Raw genomic sequence first — 19,422 nt, 5'->3', positions numbered from 1 at the left:
AGGAGAACATAATGAAACAAAAAAAACTTTACATGATCGGCAACGCCCATCTGGATCCTGTGTGGCTCTGGCAGTGGCAGGAAGGTTTCCAAGAAACAAAAGCAACCTTCCGTTCGGCCCTCGACCGTATGAAAGAATATGATGATTTTGTTTTTACATCAAGCTCGGCTGCCAATTATGAATGGGTTGAAAATAACGACCCCAACATGTTTGAAGAGATTAAGGAGCGCGTACGAGAAGGTCGTTGGCAAATTGTGGGCGGTTGGTGGATACAACCGGATTGTAATATTCCCGGCGGTGAATCGTTTGTGCGTCAAGGATTATACGGTCAGCGTTATTTTAAAGAGAAATTGGGAGTTACTGCGAAAGTCGGGTATAACGTCGACAGCTTCGGACATCACGGCATGCTGCCGCAAATTTTGCTCAAAAGTGGAATGCCTTACTATATTTTTATGCGTCCAATGCCTAATGAGAAAGGCTTGCCGGGACGTCTGTTTCACTGGGAATCGGACGATGGCAGCCGCGTGCTGACTTACCGGATTCCATTTGAGTACTGTACCTGGGGCAAAGATCTTGAAAAACATGTTCGCCGCTGTATGGAAGAACTGAAGGACCCATTTGGCAATTTGATGGTCTTTTACGGGGTTGGCAACCACGGAGGCGGTCCGACGAAGGAGAATATCAACAGCATTAAGCGGATGAACGCCCTGCCCGAGTTTCCGACGATGGAGATGGCGGCTCCGAATGAGTTTTTTGCCGACATGGAAGCTTTGGAGTTGCCTGTTCCGGTTGTTCATGACGACTTGCAGCACCATGCCAGCGGTTGTTATGCGGTTCATTCGGGTATTAAGCAGTGGAACCGACAAGCGGAGAATACCTTGATCGCCGCTGAGAAGTGGTCATCGCTCGCAGAGCTTGTAACTGGCCAGAAGTATCCGGAAGACTATCATCGCGCATGGAAAAATGTTCTGTTCAACCAATTCCATGATATCCTTGCCGGCACCAGCTTGGAGGCAGCATATGCGGATGCAAGGAATATGCATGGAGAAGCGATGACGATTGCAGAGCGCGGTTTGAATTATGCGATTCAATCGTTCTCCTGGAATATCAGGATTGAACAGGAAGATGGCTTGAAGCCGATTGTCATTTTTAATCCTCATTCGTGGGAAAGCCGTGTGAACGTGGAGCTGGAAATCGGAGGTATGAAGGATACGACGATCGTGGTCGATGAGTCCGGCAAGCAGATTCCTTTCCAGCTGGTCCAGTCTCAGGCAACATCCGGCGGCAGATTCCGCCTAAGCTTCGTCGCTCAACTGCCTGCTATGGGATATCGCGTGTATAAGGCGTTGGCTGCTTCTCCGGAGCCGAAACTGGCTGTACAGCCAATCAAAGCGAATGACTATGCGCTGGAGAATGATCGGTTCCATTTGGAATTTGATCCGAAAACGGGCTTCATTTCCAGCCTATTTGATAAAAAGGTGCAATATGACGTCTTCCGCGGACCAGCGGCAAGACCTGTCGTAATCGAAGATAAATCGGATACGTGGAGTCATAATGTTTTTCATTTTAACAATAAAATGGGAGATTTCATCGCGACAAGTGTACAGCGTGTGGAACATGGACCCGTGAAGTCCGTGATCCGAGTCAAAAGCGAGTACGGGAAATCCACGATTGTTCAAGATTTTGCGATGTACAAAGAGTTGGATTACATTGATGTCAAGGTGACCGTGGATTGGCGCGAGACTTTCAAAATGCTGAAATTGGTATTCCCAATCAATCTGGTATTTACGAAGCAGACGTATGAAATACCATATGGCTTTAAGGAGCGGGAGCATAACGGGGAAGAAGAGCCAGGGCAAACCTGGGTCGATTATGGCGGGATTTTACGTGATGTCGGCGAGCATGGAGGTACCTCCTACGGTGTTTCTCTCATTAATGACGCCAAATACAGCTATAGTATCATGAATAAAGAGCTGGCGATGACAGTGCTTCGCAGTCCCATTTACGCGCATCATGATCCGCTAGTTCCAGATCCTCACGGTCATTATTCGTTCATTGACCAAGGAATTCAGACATTCCACTACAGGCTTCTGCCGCATCAAGGCAGTTGGGAGCAAGCTGGCACGGTGAAGCGTGCTTTGGAGCTGAATCAGCGTCCAACAACGATCATCGAGTCTTATCATGAGGGGAAGCTTCCGCAGAAAGATTCCTATCTGTCGGTGGATCAGGATAACATCATCGTCAGCGTTGTGAAGAAAGCGGAGGAAGGGGGCGACCTCATCATCCGAGCCTATGAGACAACACGTGAAACGACGCAGGCCGTCATTCGTTTACCTCGAATGAGTCGCGAGATTGCTGCGCATTTCGGCCCTTGTGAAATCAAAACGTTCCGTGTTCCTGCCGATCCAACACAGCCAGTAACGGAGACGGATCTTATCGAGTGGTAAAGTGGGCTGGCGATATCCGCTAGGAACAGCCAGATTCAGCACACATAGGGGGCTCTATTGACAACTTTTCCAAGAAAAGAGATAGTAGAGACTGAAGTAATCCCCAGTCAGAAAACCCTTTCTGATACGGAAACTAGCAGGTGAATAGGTATTCGAGGATTTGAGGGGGACCCAGCATGATTGCCGTACATCGCAGAACGAAGATCAAAGAACTGCTCTTTCAGGAGCGCAGCGTTAAAGTTGCGGATTTGGTTAAGGAGTTTAACGTTTCCGAAGAAACGATCCGTCGGGATTTGAATCAATTGGAGCAGGAAGGCATCATCCAAAAAAATTATGGCGGCGCCATTTTACTTGAGGAACTGCACAACAATGCGCAAGTCATTCCTCCAGTTGAACAGCGGAGATTTCAATATTATGAAGAGAAGGATGCCATCGGAAAATTGGCTGCCTCACTCGTGGAAGGCGATCAAATTGTCATCCTGGACTCCGGTTCGACCACTTGGTGCGTTGCCCGGCACCTCCGTCATCTACCGAAACTGATGGTGGTAACGAACGGCATGAATGTAGCGGAGGAAAGCAGTCAAAATGAAGAGGCTTCGGTCTTTGTTATCGGCGGAAAGCTCATTAAGAAATCAATGAGTTTAGTCGGTCCACAGGCTGAACTGGAGCTCCAAAAGTACAATGCAGATTTCTCTTTTCTAGGTGCAACAGGAATTTCCATTCGTAAAGGATTTACGAGTTCGGATCTCTACGAAGCTGAAGTGAAGCGGGCTATGATTTCCGCAGGTCAGAAGATCGTTATGGTTGCAGACCACAGTAAATTTGAGCGGCAGGGACTGATCTCTTTTTCGAGCTTTCAGGATGTAGATATCCTGGTTACGAGCGATTTGGTTGATCCGAGCATGCTGGATGAAATTCGAAACAGCGGCGTAGAGGTTTTGGTTTGTGATGTGAAGCAAATGCTGCAAGCGCAAGATGAGTGAGTGGTTGTAAAAAGAGCAGGAGTTTCGGATGCGGCAGTGCTTCCGGAGCTCCTGCTTTTTGTTGCTGTCTATGTGCAGACAGTCCTGTGCGCTGCTGAGGAAGTCTGGATAGACTTCTCTAGCTTTTTCAGCTGCAGCGCTCCTAATGCATCGTCCCGCGGAGGTGGGGGAATGAGTGAAGTCGGTCGACCACGGCGGAGGAGGGCGAATAGGTGATGGCGGACTACTTGTAAGTAGCGCCGATTTCTCCCGCTAATTTCTGCGATTGCTCAACTTTTGCTCAACTAGCTGGAATTTCTACCGCTAATTTCTCCGAATCCGGGAGATTTCGTGCAGCTACCGACGACTTAGATGGAGATTCTACCGCTATTCCATTTCTTTCCACTGAGCTGTGCAGATTAACGGTAGATTTTCCATCTATTTCAGCTGTGGCACCATAATGGATGGTCCCGCGGAAGTGGGCAAATGGGTGAAGGGTGGATTACTTATAAGTAACGCCGAATAATCGCTGCTGTGGCGAATAGGGTGCTACATTTACGAAGAACGGGTGACTAACCGCGGTGTACAATGTCTTTAAAGCATAGCAGTTGTAAGCTAAAAAGAACGTTGACATTCTTCTCTGTAAGCGGTAACATAGAGAAATAAGAAACAGTAGTTTTTAATTTTGGGAACGATCCCAAACGTTATTCAGTCATACTTACCATCCGTTTGAAGGGCTTTCATGTGAAAGACCTAGTGGCAATGTCTCGCGCACAGCGAAGGGAGAACAGGTCGCTGTTTCAGCGACAAGTTAGTCCGATCAGTTGAAACCGGGACGGGGCTAGTCTAAAGAATCACAAAAGGGTCCATGCAAGGAATGCGGCTAATTCAAATTGGGAACGATCCCAATGTTGAACTTAACCAAGCCGAACGATTCGAACTTTCCTTTTCAAAACAAATTGGGAACGTTCCCGAAAGTGTGAGAAATCGAAAGCTATAAATATAGTGGGGGAAGATACATGGGGCCAACCATACACGATGTGGCTAGGGTAGCGAATACATCGAAAAGTACCGTTTCGCGATACTTAAATGGGCAAAAAGTGAAGAAAGAAACGCAAGACGCGTTAGAAAAGGCAATCGCGGAGCTAAATTATCACCGCAATGAAAATGCGAGAAGATTAGTAATGAGCCGTACGAATACGATTGGTATCGTCGTCGATAATATCTCGAATATATTCTACTCGGGCATCATTAGAGGAATTGAAGAGGTAGCGAATAGGAAGGGTTACAACTGTATCTTCTATAGTGGAACATCGAATTCAAAAGATGAGGCTTCTTTCCTCCATCTGCTTTTCGAAGGCCATGTGGACGGCATTATTCTTCTGAGCTTCCAGAAGCGAGACCCCAAACACCTAGAGAATATGTTGGATATTCCGTATCCGCTTGCTCTGATCGGTGATCATGGGGAGTTGGACGGATTATTCTCGGTGGACATTGACAACGCAGCGGGGTTATCGGATATCGTTACCTATTTGCACGGATTGGGGCATCGCAAAGTTGCTTATATTTCGGGCCCGACGCATATGGCACCTGTCAAATATCGTCTCAAAGGCTTGCAGCAAACGATGAGCAAACTGCAAATGGAGTGCCGGCCGGAGTGGATCGTGAGCTCAGATTGGACCAATCAAGGCGGCTATGAGGCGATGCAAGAGCTTTTAAAAGAAGAAGGATATACAGCCGTCATTGCTTCAAGCGATGAAACAGCCATCGGCGCCCTTCGTGCAATCCAAGAGGCAGGCATCCAAGTTCCTAATCAAATGTCAATCGTCGGATTTGACGATATCACACTGTCGAGCTGGGTGTTACCACCTTTGACAACGGTTCGTCAACCGCTCAAACAGGTCGGTATGACGGCGGCTGAAGGTCTTTTTGCCCAGATCGAAGGTTCAGAAGAAGTTGAACTTACCTCTCATTTATTTAAACCTTCCCTCATCATTCGTCAATCCTGTGCCGAACTGTAGAAAGGAGTTGTGCCCGTTGAATTCCAAAATCAATAAATCTAATTACGGTTATCTGTTCATAGCACCATTTTTCATAGGTTTCGGTATTTTCGGATTAATTCCAATTCTATATACGTTCTATTTAAGTTTTACCAAATGGGACGGATTTACGGATCCGATTTATATCGGTGCAGCCAATTACTCTCGGCTCCTACATGATACTTATTTTTACCAGACGATTGGAAATACCTTGATTATCTGGCTCATGTCGATTATACCGCAGCTGACGGTTGCTCTCGTTCTGGCTATTGTGTTGAATGAAAAGTTTATCCGAGGGAAGCATTTCTTCCGGGCTGTGTACTACTTTCCACATATCATTACTCCAATTACGCTTGGCGTCATGTTCAGCCTCATGTTCGATTGGCAAACCGGTTCGGTCAACAAGGTGCTGATGAATCTAGGTATTGTAGATGATCCTGTGAACTGGTTTAGCAGTCCTTGGTGGTCGCGGGCCATCGTATCTGGCGTCATTTGCTGGCAATATTTTGGATTCAACCTGATTGTATTTATCGCAGGCTTGCAATCGATTTCAGATGAGGTTTATGAAGCAGCGAAGATGGACGGGGCTAGCAAATGGAAAAGCACGCTGTACATCACGCTCCCGATGCTGCGCCCAGTCTTCTTGTTTACGTTTATCACGTCGGTTATCGGCGGCCTTCAGCTCTTTGATGCACCGCTAATGCTAGGTGACGGACCGAATAATACGACAAGAACGATGGTGATGTACTTGTATCAAACCGCGTTCAAAAATTTCGATTACAGTTACGGAGCTACTGTCGCGTATGGCATTTTCATAGTTGTAATGATCTTGACCGCAATTACGGCTAAAGCTTCAAAGTTCAATGAATAGGAGGTGACGATTCTATGGTTGAAACAGAAAAGAAAGCGCTTGAATTTAATCTGCTTGTTTTGAAATTGATCATTTATGTGGTGCTGATCGCGATTGCATTGACTTGTTTGCTTCCTTTTTACAGCATGCTCATCACGTCTACTCATACCAATTCCGACATTGCGCGTAAGCTGCTCCTTGTGCCCGGCAACCAGTTCATGGTGAACTACCAGCGGTTAATGGATACGGTGAACATATGGAGAGGGCTTGGAAACACGGTATTTATCACCGTTACGGCCACGATCATTAATGTCTATTTCGCTTCGCTGGCGGGATACGGTTTCTCCAAATACAACTTTAAGTACAAAGGCGTTCTATTCATGATAACGCTGGGTACGATGATGATTCCCGGGCAATTGGGCATTATTGGTTTCTATAAATTAATGGATGTTTTCCATATGCTCAACACGTATTACCCGCTTTTGCTCACCTCTTTGTATAATGCGTTCGGCATTTTCCTGGTCAAGCAATTCGCTGACACCTCCGTTCCTTCGGAGATCATTGAGTCCGGCCGAATTGACGGATATGGGGAGATGCAGATTTTCCATCGCATCATTTTGCCTTTAATGAGTCCGGCGCTGGCCACTTTAGCGATTTTTGCTTTCATTGGAAAATGGAATGATTTCCTCGTGCCGATGATTATTTTGTTCGATGGCGATTTGCAGACCCTGCCGGTTATGATTGCGAGCGTGAAATCGCAATTCTCCTCTGATTTTGGCGCGCAGTATGTAGGGATCGTAATCTCCGTTGTTCCGATTCTAGTGTTCTTCTCCTTCATGTCGAAGCGAATTATTAGCGGCGTTGCAGCCGGTGCTGTAAAAGGCTAATCAGGCGAGGCTTGAGAGGAGTGATGCGCGTAAGATCACCTGTTGTCATTAAGTCACCTATTCGAATTCATATCTATAGGATTACTGCTGTTTTTCAGAATTACTCTACTTTAGAAGGGGCGATAGATCTTGAAAGCACAAAAATGGACTTCACTTTTAATGACCATGGTACTTACTACAGGCGTTTTAACGGCTTGCGGCGCGAAATCAGATACGAAAAGCACGCAGGCATCCTCCCCGGCTGCTCCGGCTGCTTCGGTGGACCCGGCCAAACTTTCCGGTACGCTTTCCCTTTGGACATTCTTCGATGGAACGAAAGGCATTGCGACCGCTTTTGAGAAGAAATATCCGAATGTCAAAGTGGATGTGAAAGTTTTCCCTGGCGATCAGTACCAAATTAAATTGCTGTCAGCCTTGCAATCCGGCAAAGATGTGCCTGACGTGATTGACCTTGAAAGAAGCTATGTGGGGAAATTTATTGAATCTCCTTTCTTAATGGATCTTGGGTCAATGGGTGCAAATGACTTAGTGAAAGGCTATATTCCCTACGTTTCTGAGCTTGGTAAATCATCTGACGGCAAGATGAAAGCGATCTCAGATCAATCTTCACCAGGCGGTTTCTGGTATTTAAAAGATAATGCCAAAAAGGTTCTTGGCACAGATGACTCCGCCAAAATCAGTGAAATGGTGAACAGTTACGATAAGATCATCGAGCTTGGTAAAAAAGTGGCCAAGGATAGCGATGGCAAAGTTCATCTCATTGCAAACGCTGGGGACTTGTTTGATATCGCCAGCTACAATACGCAGCCTTTCTATGTGAACGGCAAATTAAATGTGGATCCGAAATGGGAAAAAGTATATAACAGCCAAAAAGATATCCGGGCCAACAACGTGGACGGCAAATTGCCTTTCATGTCGGCAGGTTGGGGCAATGCTTTGAATGACGGCAGTGTCGTCTTGGTGGCGATGCCAGCGTGGGCAACGTTCATGATCGGCAACAAAGATAATAAAGCTGCCGGCAAGTTCGGCGTTGCCAAAACACCGGAGGGCTTCTACAACGGCGGAACTTTCCGTGGGATCTATAACAAAACGGCGAACAAAGATATCGCAGCAGAGTTCATCAAATTCTCCGCTAGTGCAGAATGGCAGTCTTCAGATTTGGCAGCGAGAGGGAACATGCCAGCACTGCAAAGCGTATATGAATCCAATTTGGATAAGTATACTTCGCCTCTGACTGGTGATCAGAAAGTGCTTCAGCCTTACTTTGAAATGATGAAAACAATGCCGGTTATTAAATCCGACAAATATAGTGATTCCATTCTTAGCCTTTGGAGAAAAACGGCAGGTCAAGGAATTACAGACAACAAAAGCTATGCGGATGTTGTAGCAGCCTTTCAAAAAGAAGTGAAAGCGGCGTTCCCAGAGCTTCAGTAAACTCAGTAGACTTACACAAAAATGGCGGCTGCTTCAGAGAGAAGCAGTCGCGTATTTAGAAGGGGAGAGACCTCCAAATGAGCATTCTTCATGATTATATTAACGCAATCCGCATCATTGACGGTCATGAGCATCTGGCAACACCGCAGATTAGGAAAAGAGAAAATCATGATTTATTTTCGCTGCTGCATTACTTGGACTCTGATTTTTATAGCGCAGGCATGAAAGCTGGAGCTTTAGGGAGACAAAGTCATCTCGACGTGGAGCAGAAGTCCGCTTTGTTTATGGCCTATTGGGGAAAAACGAAAAATACGACCTATGCCCGGATGTTTCGGACAGCGATGGAGGATTTGTACGGACTCAGCGATTGGAATGTTAAAGGCCTGCTAGAGGCTAATGAAAAAGTCGTACAAGCCACGCATAACCCGAACTGGTACGACCATGTGATGGTGGAGAAATCAGGAATTGATCTTGCTTTTACGCTTATTCAAACAACGAACCTGGCATACGAACGCTTTCGGCCCATTATGTTTATGGATTTTACCTTCAAATTACGAACATTAAAGGATATCGCAACTGTCCAAAAGATGTCTGGCGTTACGGTTCACAGCCTGCGCCATTATTTAGATGCTGTGGATACCTTATTGCATAAATATGTCCAGGAGGGCATGGTTGCAACCAAGTTCGGGCATGCGTACTGGCGTTCACTACGTACTGAAAAACCGACATTTTATGAGGCGGAACTGGTTTTCAATCGGCTGCTCGGATGCACGCTGGAAGAGTCGCTGTCCCATAATGAGCTGCTTGCCTTGCAGGACTATTTGATTCATTTTATTATTCAGCGCTCAACGGCTTATGGACTTCCGATTCAGATTCATACCGGTCATCATGAGGTCAGTGTTTCGTCTAACGGCAATACGATTTCGAACTCGAATGTGGAATTGCTCATCCCTCTGCTGCTTGAGTATTCTGATGCCAAATTCGTGCTGCTTCACAGCGGCTATCCGTACTACTTACCGTACTTAAGCATCGTGAAAAATTTTCCTAATGTGTATGCTGACATGACTTGGGTCTATATTATCTCTCCGACTGCGGCGAAGCAAATTATGCATCAGTTCATTGAAATGGTGCCGATGACGAAAATTCAAGGCTTTGGCGGCGATTATAACTACATTGAAGGGACTTATGCCCATCAGAAGTTGGCGCGAAAGGTGGTTGCGGATGTTTTGGTGGAAAAAGTAGCTGACGGTGCGCTGGATGAGTCAGAAGCGATGGTATATGCCGATCATATTTTCCGCAAAAATTTAATTGACATCTATCAGCTAAAAGACTTGGAGGAATAACGATGCGGGAGATGATGGTCAAAAGCGGCGAAGTTGATGGGAGCAAAGTGTTTCAGATATTTCAGTCTGAAGCTAATCATCAAGGGAGCCTGGTTTTTTCACATTTGCTATTGGCAAGCGATCGTAACGGAAACAAGGAACTAATCCCTATAAGTCAGCTCGTGGAGACTTCCGAAGGGTTTCAGCTATCTGGGAGCTCAGACAACTTTCAAGTGCGTTCAACATGGAAGATGAGGCATGAGGTTTGCAGCTATTATGAGGTTTTTGTTGATATCCACTTCACAGGGGAAGCTGATGCAGCCTACAACTTGCAGTTCGGTTGTGTACTGGAGGGAACAGGTAAGCCGGATTGGATGATTCCGGGTGCCTTTTACAAAGAGAATCGTTTTGAGAAAAACTTACGGCCTTATCCGCGTTATGACTTTAAAGGCGGCGACCCGCAGCAAATGGTGTCCGATTACTGGTCCTTTCGGGCCGATCGTGCAGCCCTTCCCGCTGTATTCGCTTGGAATGACGCCCTATGCGGCGCATTATGTACGGACGAGACATCGCCGCTCGGGCTTAGCGGTTTAGGCTTTCGGGGTAACGCCGCAGGCACAGAAATATGGTTGAACTTTCCATATAAAGAGGAGCCGGTTACGTTCATCGGGAATGCTGTGCCGGCTCCAGCTGATCTCCATATGCATGTCTTCAAACCAGGCGAGAAGGTACAGCTTCATTTGTATGTGTATGCTGGTACTCCTGATGCACACAGCTACAATCCGTTCGTTCGACAAATGTATGCCACTCATCGCGAGGAGCATGGTCTTAATCCGTGGATGGGTTTGGAACAAGCAAGTGAATTAACGGCATATGGTCTGTACCAATGGCATTATGATAAAGAGAACGATATTTTGCGGGAGACGGCCGCTTTCGATCGCGAGTTTAATCAAAATGTCAAAGGAATGGGCGACCGCCCGCACATGCATGTGAGTTGGGTAAGCGGTGTTCCTTATGCCTACGCACTGCTCACGTATGGCAGGAAGCAAGGAATAGCCGCTTACTCGGATGCCGGCATTTCGGTCTTGAACAAGATAGCGACAGGGCTTGCTCCATGCGGAACCTTCTGGGCTTCGTGGGAGTTGGGACGTGGCTGGACGGCAGGATGGAATCCAAAGAAGACTTGGCTGCAGGCTAGAACGGTATCCGAAGCGACGTTATTCCTTATCCGAGCTCTCGCTTTTGAAAAAGAAGCGGGGAATCCGCATCCGGAGTGGGAACATGTTGTGCAATCCAATCTTCGGTTTGCTGCTGAACATCAGCGCGATGATGGCAACTTTGGCTCCTACTACGATTGTGAAACGGGAGATGTGCAGGAATGGGATGGCGCTGGCGGCATGCTGTGGATTGCAGCGCTGCTGGAGGGAGCTGCCTACTTTGGCGAAGATAAATTCTCCGCGGCAGCGGTTCGTGGCGGCAGTTATTATGAACGTTTCATTCGCAATGAGTATATATATGGCGCTCCAGAAGACGTTCATTTAACGCCGACTTCCGAGGATGCTTACAATGCTGTCGTCTCCTATGTGCTGCTTTATGAGTATGACCGTAATCCGCTGTGGCTTGAGCTTGCGTCGAGCTCCGCAGATTGGATGATGACGTTCCGGTGGACATATAACTTGCAATTCCCCAAACATTCACTTCTGGCACAGTATGGATATTGCTCACGCGGAGCCGATCAGGCCTCAACTTCCAACCAGCACTTGCACAACTATGGATTGTTTGCCGTACCGGAAATGCTGCGCTTATGGACGTACACGGGTGATGATTATTATCTGGATCGAACGCGCGATCATATAGCCTGCTTTCTGCAGTTTATTGCCAGGGAAGATGGGGATTTCAATGCCTATAAAGGCATGGTGACAGAAAGATTTTATAATACCAACTGTTTCCAGCCAAAGGGAATGATGCTGACGTTGTCACACTCGTGGTGCATCGGCTTAATTTTATATGCGTCGCAAGCTTCTCTTTCTTATGCAAAAGAATTAGGTTTGTAAATCGTTTGAGAGGAGCAGACTCATGTACTTAGCGGGAATTGATATAGGCACGACATCCATTTGTCTCATCGTGACGAACGCAGAGGATGGGCGGGTCGTACGAATTGTTTCCAGTAACAATGATGCATCGCTGCCTTCGAAGGTTTTTTGGGAACATGCCCAGAATTCGGACAGAATCGTTCAGTTGGTCCAGTCATTAATCGAAGAATGTCAGGATGTCTGGCATGATGTGGGGGCAATCGGGATCTCCTGTCAGATGCATGGCGTGCTCTATGTAAACAAAGAAGGGCAGGCAGTCAGCCCGCTTGTGACTTGGCAGGATGGCCGAGGTGAATTGCTGCTGGAATCAGGTTCAGGCCGATCTTACGCCTCTGAGTTAAGTGAACTTACAGGCTATGACTTGCATACCGGATATGGTTTAGTTACCCATTTCTATTTGACGAATCAGGGAAGCCTTCCGAGCGATGCGGTGAAGCTGTGCACGATAGGCGATTATATGGCCATGCAGCTTTGCATGGAAAAGACACCTCGCATCGACAGTTCGAATGCGGCAAGCATAGGTCTTTTCGCATTACGGGAAAGACAGTTTAACAAAGATAAGGTCATTGCGGCTGGGATGGATGCCGAATTCCTTCCTGAAGTGGTCCGCCATAACCCTTTAGCGGGAATTACGGCAGATGGGAAAAAGGTGCTGTGGGCAATCGGCGATAACCAAGCCAGTTTCTTGGGGGCGGTTCCGTCATTCGCAGGAACGCTGCTCGTTAATATTGGAACAGGCTCGCAAGTATCTGTCTATTCGCCTAATTATATCGAATGCCCGCATTTAGAAACGCGTCCTTTCATGGATGATGGGTACTTGCTTGTGGGGGCTTCACTTAGCGGAGGGAAGTCGTATGAACTGCTTGAGCAATTTTTCCGTGAGGTTTGCAGCACATTCGGTTTGCTAGATGATAGAAGCCTCTATGAAACTATGAATCGGCTGGCGGAAGAAGCTCTCATAGATTCAGCGCCTCCGCTCAAGGTAGGGACCCAGTTCTACGGAACAAGAGAGCACCCGCATAGGACCGGAAGCATTGAAGGGATTAGCCCGAATAATTTGAATCCTCGGCAGCTGATTGTTGGGTTTCTTCATGGCATCTTGGATGAATTGGATGGGTTCACGAAGTGCCTCCCAGATGAGCTCATTGGGCAGTTAACAAGGCTGGCGGTATCCGGTAACGGGATCCGAAAGAACAGGGCTATGCAGCAGTTGGCCAGCATCAAATGGCAGCTGCCGCTTAGGTTCGCAAGCGTGAAAGAGGAAGCCGCGTTTGGCGCTGCTGTTCATGCCGCAGTTGGCAGCGAAATATATAGCGATTATGCAGAAGCACTGCAAAGGATGCAAAGGAGCGATTAGGATGACAACTAAGCTGGCCATTATTCATACGACGTCAGTCACTGTAGACAGTTTAAAAGCTTTAGCGGTCGAACTGCTTCCGGGAGTCACGGTGATGAACTGGGTAGATGACTCCATTTTGCCGCAGCTGATGGAGAATGGTGCGCAGATCGACGAGATTGAGGAGCGTTTCCGCCACTATGCGTTATTTGCGGAAAAAGCAGGAGCTTCCTGCATTTTGAGCGCATGCTCGTCGATTGGGGAGCTGGTAGCTCGTGTACAGCCTCAGCTCCAGATTCCAATCATCCGCATCGATGATGCGATGGCTGAATATGCGGTTGCCTCCGCACAAACGATCGGCGTGGCGGCAACGCTGGAAACGACGCTTCAACCAACGCAAAGACTCATCATTGGGAAAGCCGAGCAGGCCGGTAAAGCTGTGCAGATCGAATCGGTCGTGGCCAATTCCGCCTACCAAAAGCTGCTTGCCGGAGATAAGGAAGGCCATGATGAAGAACTGGCTGCCATACTGCGCAGCCTTGCAGCCAAGACGGATCTTGTCGTGCTGGCACAGGCTTCTATGGCAAGAGTTATCGATCAATTTGCTCCAGAAGAACAAAAGCAATTCCTCAGCTCACCGCGTCTAGGTATGCTGAGGGTCAAACAAGTTTTAGATAGAAAATAGATAGATAATACAAAGATAGATAAAACAAAGGAGAGCAAAACCATGCTGAAAACAAATAGGAATTCACCTGTAATGACATTAAAACAAGCCCTTGAGGTCGCTGAACCGAACCATTTTGCCATCGGATCCTTCTCACCTCGTTATACGCCAATGATTGCCGCCGTTCTAAAGGCAGGTCAGCAAGCCAATTCTCCGCTGATTGTGCAGATTTCGCATAAAGAACTGATTCGTTATGGGATAACGCCGGCGGAATTCGGTGAAGAGTTCTACCGTCAAGTCGAAGAACAGAACATTTCGGTGCCGGTCGTGCTGCACTTGGATCATACGAAAGAAATAGAAACGATTAAAGAAGCGATTGAAGCTGGATTTACATCGGTAATGATCGATGCTTCGGAGAAGCCTTTTGACGAGAATACCGCCATCAGTAAGGAAGTTGTTGAATATGCCCATCCCAAAGGCGTTTCCGTTGAGGCTGAATTAGGCATGATTGGCACAACCGACTTCGTGGAAACGGATAAAGACGAAGAACTGTACACAAATCCGGAAGAAGCAGAAAATTTTGTTGCGCTTACAGGTGTTGATGCGCTTGCTGTATCCTGCGGCACCGCGCATGGCGTGTATGTCGTGAAACAACCCAAAATCGACTATGACCGACTCATGAAAATTCGGCAATTGACGCCGGTTCATCTTGTTCTGCACGGCGGTTCCGGCGTGCCTTCGGAAATGATGCGTAACGCGTATCAACTCCCGGGCGGAGGCGTTAGCAAAGTAAACATTGCGACAGACCTGGAGCTTTCGCTGCTCAAAGCGCTTGGGCGTGAAGAACGGATGACGAATGAAGAGTGCAAAAATCTGCCGCCGGAAATGCTTCAAGCGGGGCGCGATGCCGTCACACAAACGGTCATGGAAAAAATGAAGGAATTTTTAAGCAGCGCCGGCAAAGCGGATCTTTTTAACCAATAATCGAGGAGGCTTCTCGTAATGAAAGATAACAAGCTATATATGATAGGCAATGCGCATCTAGATCCGGTTTGGCTATGGCAATGGCAGGAAGGCTTCCAGGAAGCGAAAGCGACGTTCCGTTCTGCGCTAGATCGGATGAACGAGTCCGAAGATTTCATTTTCACGTCAAGCTCGGCTGCGATGTATGAATGGATTGAGAACAATGAGCCTGCCATGTTTGCGGAAATTAAGAAGCGTGTGCAGGAAGGACGCTGGAACATTGTTGGCGGTTGGTGGATTCAACCGGATTGCAACATTCCAAACGGCGAATCTTTTGTTCGCCAAGGCTTGTACGGCCAACATTACTTCAAAGAAAAATTTGGGGTAACGGCTAAAGTTGGCTATAACGTAGACAGCTTCGGACACAACGGCATGCTGCCGCAAATTCTGAAGAAAAGCGGTATGGACTATTATGTGATGATGCGTCCAATGCCAAACGAGAAAGGTTTGCCAAGCCGTTTGTTCATGTGGGAATCCGATGACGGCTCTCAAGTGATGACTTTCCGCATCATGTACGAATATTTGTCCTGGGGCAAAGATTTGGAGAATCATGTGCGCCGTTGTCTCGGTGAGTTCAAAGAGCCGCTTAATGAATTGATGCTTTTCTATGGCGTTGGTAATCATGGCGGCGGCCCGACAAAGGAAAATATCGAGAGTATTCGCCGGATGAACGAGGACCCTTCTCTGCCGAAGCTCGAATTTGCTACGCCAGATGCTTATTTCAAGGAAATGGAAAGCAAAAACATAAAGCTGCCAGTCGTTCACGATGATTTGCAGCATCATGCCAGCGGCTGTTACGCAGCCCATTCCGGGATCAAGCATTGGAATCGTAAGGCTGAGAATCGTTTGGTGGCCGCAGAGAAATACTCAGCGCTGGCCTCATGGATTACAGGTCAGCCCTACCCGGCTGAGTTCAAGCAAGCATGGAAAAATGTGCTTTTCAACCAATTCCATGACATTCTAGCAGGCACCAGCCTTGAGCCTGCTTATGAAGATGCCATGTATTTGTATGGGGAAGCGATGGCGATTGCCGACCGATCGCTCAATTATGCCGTGCAATCTCTTTCTTGGAACATCAACATCGAGCAGGATGTAACGATGAAGCCGATCGTTGTGTTTAACCCGCATGCCTGGGCTAGCCGAGTGAACGTGGAGTTAGAAGTTGGCGGCATTAGGCCAACGACCGTTCTGCAAGATGACCAAGGAAATCATGTGCCGTTCCAAACGGTACAATCCCAAGCGTCTGCCAATGGCCGTTTCCGTCTAAGCTTCATGGCTGATCTGCCTTCAATGGGTTATCGTGTGTACAAATTGGTAGCGGAATCCCCTTCGTACAAGCCAGTCGGCGAACCTATTCATGCCAGTGATTTGGTGATGGAAAATAAGCGTTTCCGGTTGGAGTTCGATAAAGAAACCGGTTATATCAAAAGCTTGCACGATAAAGCGGTTGATCATGAAGTGTTTAAAGGAGAAGGCGCGAAGCCGATCGTACTCGATGATAAATCCGACACGTGGAGCCATGATGTGCTGCATTTTAACCAGGCGGCAGGCGCCTTCAAAGCGAAGAGGGTATTCCGCGTCGAGCATGGCCCAGTGAAATCCGTCATCCGCGTAGTGAGCGAATACGGAAACTCCAAGCTCGTTCAGGATTTCGCGATGTATCCGGACCGCGATCAGATCGATGTTAATGTGATGGTGGATTGGCGTGAGTCCTTCAAAATGCTGAAGCTGGTATTCCCGGTGAATGTCATCTTCTCCAAGCAAACGTACGAAATCCCTTACGGTACCATCGAACGGGAGCACAACGGGGAAGAAGAGCCGGGTCTAACATGGATCGACTATTCCGGCGTAACGCGCAAAGGCAATATCATGTACGGCTTGAGCTTAATGAATGATGCCAAATACAGCTACAGCATTCATAACCACGATATGGCCATTACGGTATTACGTAGTCCGATCTACGCGCACCATGTGCCATTTGAGCCGGACCCGAACGGAGAGTACTCGTTTATCGATCAAGGTATTCAGCGCTTCTCCTACTCCCTGTTACCGCACGAAGGCAATTGGGAGCAGGCGGGAACCGTGAACCGCGCAGCAGAACTGAATTGCAAGCCAATTGCCGTTATTGAGTCGTTCCATCAAGGGCCTCTTGCGCAAACGGATTCGTTCGTGAACGTGAACAAAGACAATATCATTGTCAGTGCGATTAAGAAAGCTGAAGATAACGACGATCTCATCATTCGTGTCTACGAAACGAACAAATCAGCGACGACAGCCACCATCGAGCTTCCGAGATGGAAACGTGTAATTAAGGCGGATTTCAAGCCTTGTGAAATCAAAACCTTCCGCGTACCGCAAAATCAGGAATTACCGATCAAGGAAACCAACATGCTGGAATGGGATGTGGAGTAAATGGAAGCGTCGGTTTGGCAGCAGCTGCAAGAAGTCGGAAGATACATGCTGAATAACAGCTTGGCTTGGGGAAACGCCGGCAACATCAGTGCGCGAACCAAAGATGACCATTATTTGATTACCGCGAGCGGGACAGACCTTGGAGAACTAGGGCAAGAAGATTTTGTTGAGTGTTCCATAACCAAGGGGGGAGCAACTGCTGGCGAAGGGAAGAAACCGTCGAAGGAAGTGCCCATGCATCAGGCGATTTATGAGATGCGTCCCGATGTAGGTGCCGTGCTGCATGCTTCGCCTTTTTACAGCACCATGCTGGCTTGCTCGGAAGAGAGTTTACCGTCTGAATGGTTCGTTGAAACGATGTACTACCTTGAACGCATTGAACGTGTTCCGTATTTCCATCCCGGCTCTCGCGAGCTGGGAGAAGCGGTTCGGGAGAAAGCGCTCAAAGCCAATGTACTGTTTCTTGAAAATCATGGTGTGCTCGTTTACGACAGTAATGTGAAGGAAGCACGGATGGCCATGCATACGCTGGAAATGGCTTGCAAGATGTATGTAACTGCAAAAAGCTCAGGTATCTCAATGCGCAAGCTGCCTCAAGACGTCGTTCAAAGCTTCTTGAACGATTCGGGTTACCGGCCAAGAAGGAGGTTATCCGAGTGATCGGTATTATCGCTGACGATATCACGGGGGCTAACGATATCGGCATCATGTACGCCAAAGCAAATATGACGACGCATGTCTATCCGATGGAAGCTTGGGCAGTAGAAAGCCTGAATGGCGTTAACGAGCCTGATGTGCTGATCCTTGATACGCACTCTCGCTTGGATCCCCCAGAAGAAGCTTACCGGAAAGTATTTGAAATGACGAAGAAGCTGCAGGAAGCGGGCTGTTCACGATTTATCAACAAAACGTGCTCCGTTTTCCGTGGCAACATCGGTGCAGAATTTGATGCCATGTTAGATGCCATAGGGGTATCTTTTGGTATTGTGGTGCTTGGGTTCCCAAAAAACGGGCGAACCACCTTGGATGGCATTCATTATGTACATGGAAAGAAACTGGAAGAGTCAGAGTTTCGCAACGATCCTGTACATCCGATGCACCAGTCTAATTTAGTTCATATTTTGCAAGATCAAACCAAACGTCTTGTTGGACTTATAACCATTGATACGGTCGAAATGGGCGCTGAAGCAATAAAGGCGCGATTAGCTGAAATGAAGCAAACCGGCTTCCATTATGTCATCGTAGATGTGCGTAACCAGCAATCATTGAAGATGATTGCGAGGGCCGTGCACGATGAACCTGTTCTTTGCGGCAGCTCGGCTTTAGCGGAAGAATTAGCCTTGCTCGATAAGCCGTCTACGGCTGTGGCAGGGGCAGAATTTCAGCTGCCGGAGCTGGGGAAAACAGCTGTGTTATGCGCAGCAGGAAGCTTAATGCCGCAAAGCGCCGCCCAAGTTGCCTATGCGAATAAGGCGGGCGTAGCGACATTAGAGCTGGAATCCTTGCTTTTATTTGATGCCGCAGACAAGGAGAATCACTGCTCCAGCATCATCGAGGAGGCTTCAAGAATCCTTCATGAGGGGCAAGACGTTCTCATTCACGCCTCGAATAACCCCCTCATCGTCACGGAGACGAAAGTGAAGGGCAAGTCGCTCGGCCTCAGCAATACAGAGGTATCCAAGCTTGTTTCTGACACCTTGTCAGAAGTGGTACGCTCCGTTGTTGCTGCGACAGGTCAGCAGCGTCTGCTAATCGCTGGCGGGGAAACGTCGGCTGCTGTTTGTGACAAGCTGGACATCGGAGGTCTGCGTATTTGGCAAGAAATTGAACCAGGTCTTCCTTCCTGTCTAACCCTCCAAACCCCGCAGCGGTTTTTGGTATTGAAATCAGGCAGCTTCGGCAGTGAGCCGTTTTTCATAGACGCAATTGCGCATTTGAAACAAACCTAGCCAG

General features: G+C 47.7%; 14 protein-coding genes. All 14 read left to right on the top strand.

Features of this window, described 5'->3' with window-relative positions; all coding sequences use genetic code 11:
- Positions 1-11: 11 nt before the first annotated feature.
- Positions 12-2,447, top strand: coding sequence for an alpha-mannosidase (locus AC58UW_RS00250; RefSeq protein ID WP_497418718.1), 2,436 nt, complete (start codon positions 12-14; stop codon positions 2,445-2,447).
- A gap of 176 nt (positions 2,448-2,623) precedes the next feature.
- Positions 2,624-3,430 carry a DeoR/GlpR family DNA-binding transcription regulator gene (locus AC58UW_RS00245; RefSeq protein ID WP_497418717.1) on the top strand — a complete coding sequence of 269 codons (807 nt, stop codon included), beginning with the start codon at positions 2,624-2,626 and terminating at the stop codon, positions 3,428-3,430.
- A gap of 998 nt (positions 3,431-4,428) precedes the next feature.
- The gene (locus AC58UW_RS00240; RefSeq protein ID WP_497418716.1) at positions 4,429-5,430 is read left to right on the top strand and encodes a LacI family DNA-binding transcriptional regulator; all 1,002 of its coding nucleotides are present in this window, start codon (positions 4,429-4,431) and stop codon (positions 5,428-5,430) included.
- Positions 5,431-5,446: 16 nt separating this feature from the next.
- Complete coding sequence (locus tag AC58UW_RS00235) at positions 5,447-6,319, top strand: carbohydrate ABC transporter permease (RefSeq protein ID WP_497418715.1); 873 nt, start codon at positions 5,447-5,449, stop codon at positions 6,317-6,319.
- 14 nt (positions 6,320-6,333) lie between these two features.
- The gene (locus AC58UW_RS00230; protein WP_497418714.1) at positions 6,334-7,185 is read left to right on the top strand and encodes a carbohydrate ABC transporter permease; all 852 of its coding nucleotides are present in this window, start codon (positions 6,334-6,336) and stop codon (positions 7,183-7,185) included.
- Positions 7,186-7,314: 129 nt separating this feature from the next.
- Positions 7,315-8,619, top strand: coding sequence for an ABC transporter substrate-binding protein (locus AC58UW_RS00225; RefSeq protein ID WP_497418713.1), 1,305 nt, complete (start codon positions 7,315-7,317; stop codon positions 8,617-8,619).
- A gap of 77 nt (positions 8,620-8,696) precedes the next feature.
- Positions 8,697-9,962, top strand: coding sequence for an amidohydrolase family protein (locus tag AC58UW_RS00220; protein ID WP_497418712.1), 1,266 nt, complete (start codon positions 8,697-8,699; stop codon positions 9,960-9,962).
- Positions 9,963-9,964: 2 nt separating this feature from the next.
- Positions 9,965-11,995: a hypothetical protein gene (locus AC58UW_RS00215; protein ID WP_497418711.1), complete on the top strand. Its 2,031-nt coding sequence runs from the start codon at positions 9,965-9,967 to the stop codon at positions 11,993-11,995.
- Positions 11,996-12,017: 22 nt separating this feature from the next.
- The gene (locus AC58UW_RS00210; RefSeq protein WP_497418710.1) at positions 12,018-13,391 is read left to right on the top strand and encodes a sedoheptulokinase; all 1,374 of its coding nucleotides are present in this window, start codon (positions 12,018-12,020) and stop codon (positions 13,389-13,391) included.
- Position 13,392: 1 nt separating this feature from the next.
- The gene (locus AC58UW_RS00205; protein WP_497418709.1) at positions 13,393-14,055 is read left to right on the top strand and encodes an aspartate/glutamate racemase family protein; all 663 of its coding nucleotides are present in this window, start codon (positions 13,393-13,395) and stop codon (positions 14,053-14,055) included.
- Positions 14,056-14,097: 42 nt separating this feature from the next.
- Entirely contained in the window at positions 14,098-15,018 is a 921-nt protein-coding gene (locus tag AC58UW_RS00200; protein ID WP_497418708.1) for a class II fructose-bisphosphate aldolase, read from the top strand.
- An 18-nt stretch (positions 15,019-15,036) separates the two neighbouring features.
- Positions 15,037-17,469 carry an alpha-mannosidase gene (locus tag AC58UW_RS00195; RefSeq protein ID WP_497418707.1) on the top strand — a complete coding sequence of 811 codons (2,433 nt, stop codon included), beginning with the start codon at positions 15,037-15,039 and terminating at the stop codon, positions 17,467-17,469.
- A complete protein-coding gene (locus AC58UW_RS00190; RefSeq protein WP_497418706.1) occupies positions 17,470-18,129 on the top strand; it encodes a class II aldolase/adducin family protein in 660 nt (219 codons plus the stop codon). It abuts the gene before it with no gap.
- Positions 18,126-19,418: a four-carbon acid sugar kinase family protein gene (locus AC58UW_RS00185; protein WP_497418705.1), complete on the top strand. Its 1,293-nt coding sequence runs from the start codon at positions 18,126-18,128 to the stop codon at positions 19,416-19,418. The genes AC58UW_RS00190 and AC58UW_RS00185 overlap by 4 nt, the downstream gene beginning before the upstream one ends.
- Positions 19,419-19,422 lie beyond the last annotated feature (4 nt).

This window comes from Paenibacillus sp. J22R160, from assembly GCF_059692135.1.
This window is presented reverse-complemented; position numbering and strand designations above follow the sequence as displayed.

Excerpts from the sequence above, each read along its gene's own strand:
- AC58UW_RS00215 (WP_497418711.1), top strand. The coding sequence starts at position 9,965 with ATGCGGGAGATGATGGTCAAAAGCGGCGAAGTTGATGGGAGCAAAGTG.
- AC58UW_RS00210 (WP_497418710.1), top strand. The coding sequence starts at position 12,018 with ATGTACTTAGCGGGAATTGATATAGGCACGACATCCATTTGTCTCATC.
- AC58UW_RS00195 (WP_497418707.1), top strand. The coding sequence starts at position 15,037 with ATGAAAGATAACAAGCTATATATGATAGGCAATGCGCATCTAGATCCG.
- AC58UW_RS00205 (WP_497418709.1), top strand. The coding sequence starts at position 13,393 with ATGACAACTAAGCTGGCCATTATTCATACGACGTCAGTCACTGTAGAC.
- AC58UW_RS00240 (WP_497418716.1), top strand. The coding sequence starts at position 4,429 with ATGGGGCCAACCATACACGATGTGGCTAGGGTAGCGAATACATCGAAA.
- AC58UW_RS00245 (WP_497418717.1), top strand. The coding sequence starts at position 2,624 with ATGATTGCCGTACATCGCAGAACGAAGATCAAAGAACTGCTCTTTCAG.
- AC58UW_RS00220 (WP_497418712.1), top strand. The coding sequence starts at position 8,697 with ATGAGCATTCTTCATGATTATATTAACGCAATCCGCATCATTGACGGT.
- AC58UW_RS00250 (WP_497418718.1), top strand. The coding sequence starts at position 12 with ATGAAACAAAAAAAACTTTACATGATCGGCAACGCCCATCTGGATCCT.
- AC58UW_RS00230 (WP_497418714.1), top strand. The coding sequence starts at position 6,334 with ATGGTTGAAACAGAAAAGAAAGCGCTTGAATTTAATCTGCTTGTTTTG.
- AC58UW_RS00200 (WP_497418708.1), top strand. The coding sequence starts at position 14,098 with ATGCTGAAAACAAATAGGAATTCACCTGTAATGACATTAAAACAAGCC.
- AC58UW_RS00190 (WP_497418706.1), top strand. The coding sequence starts at position 17,470 with ATGGAAGCGTCGGTTTGGCAGCAGCTGCAAGAAGTCGGAAGATACATG.